Source organism: Shewanella surugensis, assembly GCF_023284005.1.
Lineage (GTDB): Bacteria > Pseudomonadota > Gammaproteobacteria > Enterobacterales > Shewanellaceae > Shewanella > Shewanella surugensis.
The window spans coordinates 22,838-35,322 of sequence record NZ_JAKIKS010000024.1; the positions used below are offsets into that span (position 1 = coordinate 22,838).

The 12,485-nt window shown below is 42.8% G+C and carries 9 protein-coding genes; 6 read left to right on the forward strand and 3 right to left on the reverse strand.

Translation table 11 applies throughout. The annotated features are described in order from the left end of the window. The first annotated feature begins 95 nt into the window (after window positions 1-95). The 6 genes from L2764_RS08200 (at window position 96) to L2764_RS08225 (ending at window position 8,794) form a co-directional block, all read left to right on the forward strand. Window positions 96-1,079, forward strand: a complete 984-nt coding sequence (locus L2764_RS08200) for a DUF4123 domain-containing protein (protein WP_248939739.1) — start codon at window positions 96-98, stop codon at window positions 1,077-1,079. Between the two features lie 67 nt (window positions 1,080-1,146). Continuing rightward, complete coding sequence (locus L2764_RS08205) at window positions 1,147-6,474, forward strand: DUF6531 domain-containing protein (protein ID WP_248939740.1); 5,328 nt, start codon at window positions 1,147-1,149, stop codon at window positions 6,472-6,474. Continuing rightward, complete coding sequence (locus tag L2764_RS08210) at window positions 6,462-7,034, forward strand: DUF8309 domain-containing protein (protein WP_248939741.1); 573 nt, start codon at window positions 6,462-6,464, stop codon at window positions 7,032-7,034. The genes L2764_RS08205 and L2764_RS08210 overlap by 13 nt, the downstream gene beginning before the upstream one ends. Before the next feature lie 443 nt (window positions 7,035-7,477). Next, window positions 7,478-7,909, forward strand: a complete 432-nt coding sequence (locus tag L2764_RS08215) for a GIY-YIG nuclease family protein (protein ID WP_248939742.1) — start codon at window positions 7,478-7,480, stop codon at window positions 7,907-7,909. A gap of 24 nt (window positions 7,910-7,933) precedes the next feature. Beyond that, the gene (locus tag L2764_RS08220; protein ID WP_248939743.1) at window positions 7,934-8,368 is read left to right on the forward strand and encodes a hypothetical protein; all 435 of its coding nucleotides are present in this window, start codon (window positions 7,934-7,936) and stop codon (window positions 8,366-8,368) included. 135 nt (window positions 8,369-8,503) lie between these two features. Further along, a complete protein-coding gene (locus L2764_RS08225; protein WP_248939744.1) occupies window positions 8,504-8,794 on the forward strand; it encodes a hypothetical protein in 291 nt (96 codons plus the stop codon). A gap of 402 nt (window positions 8,795-9,196) precedes the next feature. On the opposite strand, the gene L2764_RS08230 is transcribed toward L2764_RS08225, so the two are convergent. The 3 genes from L2764_RS08230 to L2764_RS08240 all read right to left on the reverse strand — a co-directional run bounded on the left by L2764_RS08230 (window position 9,197) and on the right by L2764_RS08240 (window position 12,342). After that, on the reverse strand, window positions 9,197-9,739 hold the full coding sequence (locus L2764_RS08230; RefSeq protein WP_248939745.1) for a TetR/AcrR family transcriptional regulator: 543 nt from the start codon (window positions 9,737-9,739) through the stop codon (window positions 9,197-9,199). A gap of 289 nt (window positions 9,740-10,028) precedes the next feature. Continuing rightward, a complete protein-coding gene (locus tag L2764_RS08235) occupies window positions 10,029-10,685 on the reverse strand; it encodes an NAD(P)H-dependent oxidoreductase (protein ID WP_248939746.1) in 657 nt (218 codons plus the stop codon). A 400-nt stretch (window positions 10,686-11,085) separates the two neighbouring features. Then, window positions 11,086-12,342 carry a multidrug effflux MFS transporter gene (locus L2764_RS08240; RefSeq protein ID WP_248939747.1) on the reverse strand — a complete coding sequence of 419 codons (1,257 nt, stop codon included), beginning with the start codon at window positions 12,340-12,342 and terminating at the stop codon, window positions 11,086-11,088. Between the last annotated feature and the right edge of the window lie 143 nt (window positions 12,343-12,485).

Genomic DNA, 12,485 nt, shown 5'->3' on the forward strand with positions numbered 1-12,485 from the left:
CGCGAATAGCGGATATTATTTGAGCTTCCTAAGCCAATAGATGAGTAAAAAGGAGGGAGTAAAGCATGGTGAGTAGGCTATGGAAGGAGTAAAAAATGGATAGGCAAGCAGTAACACAAGTGTTAGCAAAGACTCACAACAATGACTATTGGCTAGAGCGCATAAAGCGGGGTGGCTGTTTTATATTAGCCGAAGCGGTGAGCAATGAACTTATCTTGAGTATTGCCGATGATCTCAGTGATGGCCGTGCGGAGGCGTGCCGTTTGTATTGGGGAGATGCGGGTCGCACTCATGCCTCTATTTCACCTTATTTACTGCCGATCACTCTTGATAATTGGCCACAAATCGAAGACGAAATATGTAGCCAAGCAAACTGGGGGGTGGCTATTGTACTTGACGACAAAATGGCCTATTTCACCCCTACGCAGCAGTTTAGTCTTTTACTTACGCACTTACGGCAGTGGACCTTGATAGAGACGACGGATGGCCAGCAAGTGTTACGTCTATCTGATTGGTCTGTTTTGTCGACCTTAGTGCAGGCGAGTCAAGCACAAGAATTGTCAGCCTTGTTTGGTCACATTGAGCAATTTATGTTTATTGCGCCAGAGGCCGATGTGAACGCTGAGCCAGAAGAACCTAATGAAGAAGCGGATAATGTGGCTGCTAATGTGGCATTAGTGCAATGGCAAGCCATGCAAGTGATAAATAAGCAGACGGTTGTTGATGAGGACCCCTCGTCTCGAAGCTTGAGTCAGCCTCAGCAATGGGCTTTAGATAACATGGCTAAGCTTGAGCAGCATAAAGACAGTCGTGAGTATTTACATCAGCACCATAAAGATAGCCTTGTTTGGAGTGACGATAAAATCCTCCGTTTTATCGAGCAGCACACCACGCTGGCTCAATCGCATGGCTTTAATAATGCTCAAGATAAGGTGCGTTTTTTAAGTTTAGCGGTCATTTTTGGCGATCGCTTTGTTAATGAGCCATGGGCGCTGAAGGTGTTAAAAAAGAAAGAGACATCGGGCAGTGATGGCAAAATGGATAAGTTACACGAAGCGGCTATGGCGCAATTAGGCTAGCGAAACACCGTAAACGAAAACGGTGATAGAAAAATGGACCACTTGTATCGAAAGGAAACGCGTCATTATGGACAGTGATAATAATAATCAAAGCAACAACACTCAGCCAAGTAACAGTCAAAGCAGTAACCAAAATAAAAAAGCCGAGCTCATTTCAAGCTCAGAGGCCGCAAAAAAAAACTTCAGCACCAATAATACCTTATCCGGAGGGTGTACTGTTTGTGGTTGCAGTGCGCTGATTTATTATCATTATGACGATGGTAAACCGGTTCCCAACGCCCCGTTTGAACTCACTGACAGTAACAACACTAAAGTCACAGGTAAGACCGATGATAAGGGCCTGTGTTTAATCGAAGACATGGGCTGTGGCAGCTTTGATTTAACGCTCGAAGAGGGCAGTGATGAGTTTAAAGCGCCCGAGACCCAAATTAATAATCCCGTACTGCAAACTAACCCTGAATACGCGGCGATAGCGGGCGAGTATTTTAGTTTGTTTGTGATTTTAAGAGACAAAGGTTATCTGGTTTATGATGCCGATGACAGCAACGATTCAAACGTCGATGTGGATGACAGCAGTCTGTTTTTAAATATTCCCGATGACTATGAACCAGCATATCAACGTTTCTGGGAACTGAATAAACACATCAATGCTGGCTCGCGTGAATTAAGGTTGGCTGTTAATAAAATTCATACCAGTTTACCCGCCGAGGTGAGCAGTGATGCCAACGATAGCGCCTCCATTTTACTCTTTTGTGAAATTGCGCTGGGTTTTGTGCCTGTGGTGGGTCAAGCCATGGATTTGTATGATGTTGGGCAGTGGGGATGGGTGACTTATAGCGAAGAGAACAGTCGCAGCGATCCGCTGCATTGGGCGATGGGCACCTTGGCACTGGTGGGTTTTGTGCCAGGCCTTGGTGATGCGCTTAAAAAAACCGGCCATGTGGTGATTGAGGCGCTGAAGAAAAGTGATGCTAAGTCCATTCAAGCGGGCATTAAAATGCTGCGCAGTCTCTCAAATGGTAATGTGGTTAAATTTCTCGGCAATTTTGCCAGCAAAATAAAAGAATACGGCAAGAAAGCCCTCGATTTACTCAATCAAATCATTGCGGGGCTGAAGAAAGCGCTCAATAATGCGGCTAAGAGTAATTGGATTGTCAAACTGCTCAAAGATGGCTTCGATGGCATGATAAAAGCCATGGAAATGTTGTCTAAGAAAGTCGATGAAATGCTGGATTGGATTGCTAAAAAGGTTGATGAGTTCATCGGCAAGGTTTTCACTAAACTCTCTGGTACCCCGAGACCTAAAGGCACCAAAGATCCACTCGCGCCTGTTAATGCGGGTAAAGATAAGATAGCCAAAAACAAGCAGGAAACATTACTCAACGAAGATAAAAGTAAGAGCAACAATGCCAATAAAAAAACCGACAAGGCCACAGAGTGTGCCAGTGATCCGGTTGATATGGCCACGGGGAACGTGGTCGAGTGGCGTACCGACTTTAGCCTGCAAGGATTAGTGCCACTGATCCATAAACGCTTTTACCATTCTGGCCAAGACAAAATTCCCGGTTTACTGGGCCATACGTGGCGTAGCTACTGGGACATGAGCCTCACTGTTGAAGATGGCATGGCCATTTTTACCAATGATAAAGGCAGCGAAGCCCATTACGTTTTACCCGATGAGGGCGGCAGTGAGCGCGCCGCCCATATGCCACAGTGGCGCCTTGAGCGCAAAAAAGGCTGTTTGTATATGCGCCACCTCGATGGCACTTACTATGGTTTTAACCATAGCGGCTTTACGCAGTCAGCAGCGGGCAATAAAGACACTGACACCTCAGGGAAAAGTCAATTATTGCTCACCGATATACTTGACCATCAAGGCAATGGACTGCATTTTCTGTATGAGCGCACTCGGCTTAAGTGGATCATTCTCAGTGACGACAAGCAGCGGGTCAAGGTGGAGCTACGCTTCGGGCGCATGCAATCGCTTACCTTATGTGATGAGCAGCAACAGCCACTGAAACCCTTGGCGATCTTTAGCTATAACCGCGCAGGCCAGTTGGTGAAAGTCAGAGGGGATGCGGGGCATAATTTTGATTATGAATATGATAATAAAGACAACTTATTACGCTGGTCCGACTTAGGCAATACTTGGGTTGAGCATACTTATGATGACAAGGGGCGCGCCTTAAGCACCCGCGCCAGTGATGGTCGCTGGCAAGACCAAACTCGCTATGATGATGACAATAACGTTGTTTTTTATAAGAGTCCGCATAAAGGCGTTCAGTGTTATTACCGTGATGATCGCAATAATATCGTTAAACACATCGATGCTAATGGGCATACCACGTTATCCCAGTGGCAAGACAATCAGCTTGTCAGTGAAACCAATGCACTGGGTGAGAGCACCGAATATGCTTATGATGACTGGGGGCAAGTCAGCAGTATCATCGCCCCCGATGGCAGTGAGCAGCAGTATACGTTTGATGAAGACGGCTTACTGACCAGCGTGATTAATCCTTTAGGCGCGGCTTGGCAATATGCATACGATAAGCGCGGTAATTTACTCAAGGCGCAGGATCCCTTAGGCGTCACTTGGCACTATGAATACAATCGACAAGGGTTATTAATTGGGCGTACTCGTCCTGATGGCCTACAAACGCAGTTTAGTTACAACGAGCAAGGCCAGCTCAATGAGATCTTACCGCCATTAGGGCATAAAATTAGCTTTCATTATGATGAACTTGGCCGCCTCACCGATCGCCGTACGTTTATAACAGAGCCCTCAGCTGATCGAGAGTCCTCAACTGTTTTTAATAAAGAGAATGAGCCCTCAGCTGGTCGAGAGCCCTCAGCTGTTCCTAGTCAGGAGTTAGTCCGTCGTTGGCATTATGAAAAAACCTCGCCCAGCCCGAGTCATGTGGTGTTTGAAGACGGCAGTCAGCAACGCTTTGGCTATGATATTGAGGGAAATCTCACCAAGGTTATCGATCCCCTCGGCCAAGTCTATGGTTATGAATATGGCTCTTTTGATAACTTAAGAGTGAGTACCGATCCTTTAGGGCACCGTACCCAATATATGTACAACGCTGAGGGGCAATTTTCGGGGGTGATAAACAGTCAGCGTCACCAATGGCGTTATCATTACAATCAAGCGGGGCAGATTATTGAAGAGCGGCATTTTGATGGCCGCAAGACGCAATTTGACTATGACGCATTAGGGCGTGTTAGCAAACGGACCACACCCGATGGTGCTCAGCTGCGTTTTTATTACGACCCGCTTGGCAGGCTGATCCAAAAGCAAGCCTTTGCTTTAGCGAAGCCGTTAGCGGGTAACAAAGAGACGATGTCAGTGGACAAGCCGCGCTATATTGTCGCCTCGAATACCTATTTTGAATACGACGCCGCGTCCCAGCTGATCAAAGCGACAGTGGATGATAGTCGCCGTAAGCAAATTCATTCCAGTGACGGGACTATTGATAACAGCGCAGCGGCGGGGCAAAGCGCAGCGGCAGGTCAAGGTGCTACAGCGGGTAACAAAGTCATCGTCGAGTATGAATATGACTTAAGTGGCCGCCGTATTAAGGAGACCATCAACGGTCAAACGCTGAGTAGTGCATACGACGCCAGTGGTGAACGCATTGAAATTAACAGCGGCAGCCCTGAGCGGCCCTTAAAGAATGCAAGCCCATACCAAGTCCAACTCAATTACCAGCAAGGACTACTTAGCGGCGTACAAATTGCCGAACATCAAGCGTTGCAATTTGAGCGAAATAATCAAGGTTTTGAGACGTTCCGCTCCAACGGCCAAGGCTTTGACTTAGCCCAAGAATGGAGCCTAGGCGGCGACTTACTCAGCCAGCAATTACTCGGCTATCAGCACTCTCAGCATTCAGAAAATGCGGGTTTAATGTCTAATCTGGGATTAAGCAGCGGCAGCGATGCAAAAGGCCCCATCAAGCCCGACTCCTTTCAAGCCCTGCAACGCAGCTATCAGTATGATGCGTTAGCGCGGATCACCGAAATTGACGAATCCCACTGGGGTAAGAGTCAGTTTAAACACAACGCCAATGGCCAAATTACTCATCAAAAACAGGTGCAGCCGTGGACAGACGCTAAGGCCAGCATCAAACAGTTTGATTATGATGAAGCGCAAAACCTCGTAGAAGTGAATGTGCTGGGGAGTCGATCTGCTTCTACCCCAAATAACAAGGTCGTCGATCTCGCCGCTAAACGCCTCGAGAAACAACTTAAATACCAAAAAGGGGGTCGCGTCGAGCGCATTGGTGATTACACCTATCACTATGACCTCTGTGGCCGTGTGTTTGAAAAAATCACCAATAAGAAAGGCTTTAGGCCCCAAGTCACAAAATTTGAATGGAACGAAGAAGACAGGCTGATCAGGGCAACAGTCCCTAACGGTGACACTTGGTTCTACCAATATGATGCCTTTGGTAGGCGTATAGCCAAAATTAAGCAGGCTAAGCAAACTGGAGAAGAGCGAGCCAATAAACCTTCACAAATAAATTACCTTTGGGACGGTGATAATTTAGTAGAACAGCAACGCTGCTATGCCGACGGAAGTTTGTACGACACCACCCAATGGATGTACGAACCCGAGAGTTTCCGTCCATTAGCCCAAAGAGTACAGAAGGAAACCAATGAGAACCAAGCTGAATTAGCCCCTCAATTACACTACATTATTAACGACCATGCAGGCTCACCTAGAGAACTTTGCTCTGAAGAGGGGCATGTAGAGTGGCGTGGTAAGCAAACATTATGGGGAGACTTCAATAGCCTATCTCAAAGCAATAAACCTGATAGGCAATTTCTGGAGGAGGCGGCCAATGATCCCGTTATCTGTGACTTAAGATATCAGGGACAAGTATATGATAGTGAGACTAATCTTTACTATAACAGATATAGATATTATGATCCTGACAGCTGTCAGTATTTAACCCCCGATCCTATTGGTATGGCAGGTGGATTAAGACCTAGCTCCTATGTCCACAACCCCATGGAATGGGTGGATCCGCTGGGTTTGGTGTGTGATCCGGCTAAAGCAACACATATTACATATCAAGGTGTTAAAAATGGTAAGCCCTATGTTGGATATGCTAGTATGCCTGGGCTAAACAAAAGTGAGCAAGATGTATTAAAATATCGTTATGGTAATAATTTTGATGATTTTGATATAGACCCTCAACCTTTTTATGTCGGAAGTGCGCAGGCTGGTAAAGATACCGCTAGAGGCTTAGAGCAGCGGACATTTGAAGATTTAGGTGGATTAGAAAATACTGCTAATAAGCAAAACCCAGTGGGACCTAATAATGCTCGACGAGATATTTACTTAGCAGCAGCCGATGATCACAGGAAACCCAAAAAATGCCTAAAATAAAGAAAAAAGAATTAATGAATGGCGCAGTTTTTTCAATTCATGTTGAAGGGGAAGGTTATACCTTGGCACAATTAAGGGATGACTGCCAAATGGAGGTTTTTAATATTTTAAGAGAAGAAGATGTATGGGATAATATTGACTTAAATGAAGTTGAAGTTTTATTTTGTATAGTGGTTGCATCACACCGGTTATTGAAGTTATTTAGTCGAAATGTAACAAACGAGATTATTGTTAATAGTAGAAATAGGATATTATTGGGATTAAGTTATACACAAAGCTTGAGACATACAGGGTTGTTTGGATTTAATCTGATTGAATATGATAATCCATATAACTCTAATAATGAAAGAATCTTGATAGAAAATTTAGATCCTGTAGAACATAAGGATATACTATACTCTTATGAAAGTTTAGGCATGAATGGAAAACCTGATAAAATTAAAGATAGAATATCAAGATATTTTATGACAGGTATTAATTGGGATGTATCGAAAGAAGTATTATATCCTGAATTACAGCCACCATCAAAAGATTATAAAAAAACAATATATGAACCTTAAATACATTAGGTGTAACTAATTTATTTGAAAATAATTAAACCATCCATAATTATTCTTAATTTCCAAAGCCAAAGCAACTGTTGCTTTGGCTTTGTATAGCCGGATCAACATAAATTGCGATAGTCTAATTCATAGACACCCTTCATTAATGGCACTTCTACTTTGAACGTGGCTACGCTCTTTTACAAAAAATCAGCCCCAGTACTTAGAACAAGCCGCCAATGATCCCGTTGTCTGTAACTTGCCTTCTTGTTGATGAAGAGTCAAGGACAAGTGTTTGATAGTGAAACAGGGCCATTCTTTGGGTAAAGAGTTAATAGGCATCGTTATTACGATCCTGATTCGTGTCAATATTTAACCCCAGACCCTATTGGTATGGCGGGTGGTCTGCGTCCAAGCTCCTACGTCCAGCTAATATATAAATCCCATGGGCCATGGAATGGGTGGATCCGCTGGGACTGGCGGAGTGTACAGCGAGTCGTAAGCCTGGTGGTACAGGTGCTAATTATGATCAAGTTAATGGTCAAGGATTATATGTTTTACGAGACCCTATGACGAATGAAATAAAATATGTTGGTCGAGTCGATGCACCAGCAAGAGCAGTTGCGCATTCAGCATCAGATGACAAAGGCCATTTAGTGCAAGAAGTAGTGCATAATAACAATTTAACTAAAGCTGAAGCTAAACATCTAGAACAACGTTTGTTAGATAAATTAGGTGGTGCAAAATCAACCGACCCTGAAACTGAAATGTTAAACAAAATTCGCTCTTATAGCCCTTCCAATCCTAATGCACCTAAATATATAATAGCAGGGGAGTCGGAGTCACATGCAAATTTAATTTTCTCAGAGACAACAGCAAAACTTGGAATTTAATGCTCTTTAAGCTAGGAACCGTTTATGAAAGCAGAATTAGGTGATTTAATAGTGATACCCTTAGCAGGGAGAAATGCATTGGCTCATATTGTTTGGATTTCATCACAAATGAAGAATGTTTTTGGTTTTTGTATATTTAATGAATTATATATAGAAGGTTCTTTTGACATTGAGAAAATAACAGTTGGTGATTACTTGAAGATAAAAATGTTTTCGGGTGATGTTTCGGTGCTATATGGAGATATAAAAAATATTAAGAAAAACGTTTGGTCTAAAATAGGTCATGTTGATCTTCAAAGTTCTTATAAAGAAATGATAGTACATAATATTGGTGGTAGCCTTTACGAAGGGGATGTATTTTTGAGAACACTTTCTTCGTCAGAATATTCTTTATTCCCTAAGGTATTAAGTGCTGGGAATAAAGCTATAGAAAATATTCTAGCTCAATCATTTAAGTGATTTTTGTTTTACCAAAAGGGCTTTTAGCCCTTTTTTCTTATCTATAATTTTCCAGATCCATTACTTGTGGGATGGCGACAACTTGGTCGAGCAACAGTGCGCTTCTTATGAGGAATCAGGCCGATAGCACAGCGCGTGCTTAAAGAAACCAGTGAAAGCCAAACGAGTTTACCCGCTCAACTTCATTATGTGATTAACGATCATGCTAACTCTTGTTTACTGCATGGCCAAGAGAACTTTGTTCTGAGGAGGGTCCCTTTCTTTCATAAAGAGCCTAATGGCGTGGGCAGCAAACATTATGGGGGGACTTCAATAGCCTATCTCAAAGCAATAAACCCGATAGGCAATACCTCGAACAAGCAGCAAACGATCCCGTTGTCTGTGACTTGCCTTCTTGTTGATGAAGAGTCAGGAGCAAGTATTTGATAGTGAGACTGATTCATCCGTTGGGTAAAGAGTTAATAGGCATCGTTATTATGATCCTGATTCGTGTCAATATTTAACCCCCGACCCAATAGGCATGGCGGGTGGCCTGCGCCCAAGCTCCTACGTCCAGCTAATATATAAATCCCAGGGGCCATGGAATGGGTGGATCTGTTGGGACTGGCGAAATGTGTTAAAGATAAGAAGAAAATTAATGTAGGTTCTTCTGCTCATTATGTCCCAGCAGTTAGAAAAAGTAAAAATAGACCTTTTTAAGTATCAAGAACAGATAAAACTCGACCAACTTTGCATTTTAAAGGCGGATGGAAACCTGAAGTGAAGGCAGTATAATGTGGAGTGGGTTTAGAGAGGTGGCTCAAATTAAGTGGGCGGGTCCGTTATATGTTATCTATGGCTATCTTTAATAAAACGGGCGATTAATTGAGTGATGATCCCCGGATCGCCTAATAGTTTTGATAATAGAGCTGCACCATCGAGGCTGGCGATAAGCTGTTGTGATCTTAATGTCGCATCTTTTTTACCTGAAAAAATGGCCTTAGATAGCCAGCTGATATTATCAAGGAAAAATTGTTTTACTTCGGTTTGTATTTCGCTTGGTAGTACATCTATTTCTGCACCTAACATGGTACATGGGCATATTTTATTATCAAGAATGATGGCCCTTTCAAAAAAGCTAGCGTAGTGATATAAGCGCTCTTCTATGTTGGTATAGTCGCGCTCGATCTGCTCCAGAGCTTGGTTAACTTGATTGCGGTATCGGAAGACAACGGCAAAAGCTAGATCGGCTTTTTCGGGAAAGTGTTGCTGAATATTACTGTTTTTTATGTTTATTGCTGTCGCAATGTCATTAACGCTAAAACTATTATAGCCACCAATCCGGATTTGGCTTTCGGCGCTATCTAAGATCTGTTCTACAGTAGAGGTCATTTTAGGTTGTCCAATAGCAGATATAACAGAGTCAGTGTAACATATATATTAACCCGATCCTTAGTCGCTTTTAGGTCTTTTACAGAGGAGAGGAATGAATTAGGCAACCTTATACCCTCAAATATTACTGGTTAATGTACACTGATATAATCGTATGCATACTTGAAGTACCACATAACATTAAATTGGTAAAATTAATCATTTCTCTTTTTTGGCACCTAAAATATATTTTAACGCAACATAAAAGCAACGACATTCAGATCTTATGCTTTTATGTTGTTCTAATCCACTAAATAATTTGGAAAATATCTTCTTTCGCTAAACGTGATTTTGGTAGATTAGCATTATAGTCTTCATCTGGGTGGTGATATCCTATGGCTAGTGCAACATCGCATTGATAACCATTAAGTTCTGATGCGAAAATTTCACTGATCATCTCACTATCAACGCCTTCCATTGTGGTTGAATCGATCCCTAAGCGGGCTAATACATGCAAGGTGTTTCCTAGCGCCAAGTATGTCTGTGCTTTCGTCCATGCCGCATTGCTGCCTTTTTCATCCGTATTGAGATCAACAAAAGCAAAACCGCCAAAGGCTTGTTCTCGATTTTCTGATTTTACACGACGGTCAATAATGCTTTTATCGACCACTTTTGCATAATCCTCACGGGTATATTGGGGATTATAAGCAAACAAAATGACATGTGAACAGGATTTTATATGGGGTTGGTTAAATTGGAATTTTTTAATGAAAGAGTCATGCATACGTTGTTTGGCTTGCTCACTTTCAATAACGATAAACTTCCACGGTTGAGAGTTAATGGATGAAGCCGACAGCCTCATGGCCTCATAAATGACCAGCATCTCTTCTGTCGAGACGCGTTTTGATGGATCGTATCGTTTAGTGGTGTAGCGGTTATTGAGATCAGCAACTATCGAATGCGTCATTTTACTCTCCAAGTACAAATTGAGTACAAACTGAATATGAACGTTCGTGATTAATATTGTCGCTATGATAATATTGATCGCTAACGAAAAAAACAATTTAATATGATAATCATTATCAAATATTTATTGGTAATAAGGACGGTGTTGTGCGCAAGGAGTCCACAGAAAATGCATGTGGGCTCGTGACAAAACAGGTACTGGCGATGGGGCCGCTTAATCACTGAAGGTGAGATGCCTTAGTCTTGCTGATGTCGCTGCAATGGTATGTGGCTTTGCTTTATTGGGATGTTATACCCATGGTGTTTTGGTGCTAATTGAACGCGATGGAATACACACCTTACTGTTATGTTGTTATCTCAGAGCTATCAGTGTGGTGTGATTCCATCGCCGGTTTTATTGTTTATTGAGTCGCGATATTGCTCACTGGATCTTGCGTTAAACGGATTTGTTGCAGGTATGATAAACGCCTGACTAAAAGATAGAGGGCGGCAAATAGTGATAAATAAATCCAGCCCAGAGACAGTAATGAAGACCAATGCAATTGAGCCATCGTGGCGGTAATGAGGGCGGTACCTACCATTTGAAACATGCCTGAAAGCGCAGCGGCGGCACCAGATTGATGCGAAAATAAGGATAAAGAACCTGCCATCGCATTCACAAAAATGAGTGATACTGCCAGTCCGTTAAAGGCTAAGGTGATTAATATGGCAGTGAGTGAGGTGATGTGTAACCCGTTTTGTAAGAGAAAAGAGACGCCTACCAAGGCTAAAATGATCATGCCGACTTGGATTAACTGATTGTTGGTTACGGATGCGGGCAGTTTGTTTTGTATTAGATTACCGAGCAGAAAAAAACTGGGTTGCGCCAACATTAAATAGCCGACTTCTTTGGCGTTAAAGCCAAATTTTGTTGTCAATAAGAACGGGGTATTCTCTAGGCATAAAATCATCGCGAGATAGCCGATGAGTGTGGCGCTAGCGTAACAAATAAAGGTGTTGTTTTTCAGTACTAACTGATAATCAGCAAGAATGTTAGTGAATGTTAGCGATGATTTTTGCTCTTTCGTGTGATGACGGTTTTCGCTAGATACATCCTTATTGGTTTCAGCCATTTTAAAGAAAATAATCAATAATAATACACCACTGTATAGGGTCAATATGATGAAATTACTGCGCCAATCGAAGCTGTCTTGCATATACCCTCCAAGAGTCGGTGCAATCACGGGCGTAAAAGAAGCGGCGATGGCGAGCATATTGATGGCTTTTCGTAATGCTTGACCTTGAAAGAGATCCCTTAATATCGCCCGTCCAAGCACCGAGAGCCCACCGCCACCGAGCCCTTGAAGTAATCTGGCAAAAAGGAGTAGTTCAAAGCTATTGGCGTACACGGCGAGAATACTGCCGCAGGTCAGAATAGTGATACTGAGTAGGAGTAAAGGTTTTCGACCGACATGATCTGATAACGCACCATAAAATAATTGAGAAAGACCAAACGTTAAAAAGAATAAACTTAAGGTTAATTGGGTTTCTCCCACCGTCAGCTGCCATTCGTCGAGAATGGCCGGTAAAGAAGGTAAGTAGAGGCTCACGGCAAGTTGTGATGCGACAACGCCTAATATTACCAGTACAAAATTAGGGTTTCGATAAGTCTGATCCACTGTATATCACCTTTTATTATTGGAGAATATTGATTAGCGTGCTTTTTATTAACAAGCATTAACTGAAGAACTTCTCATGGGGGAATGTTATTAGAGAGCTTCTTACTCAAGATGCCTAAAGAATGCGCTTAGGGAGTGCTGAT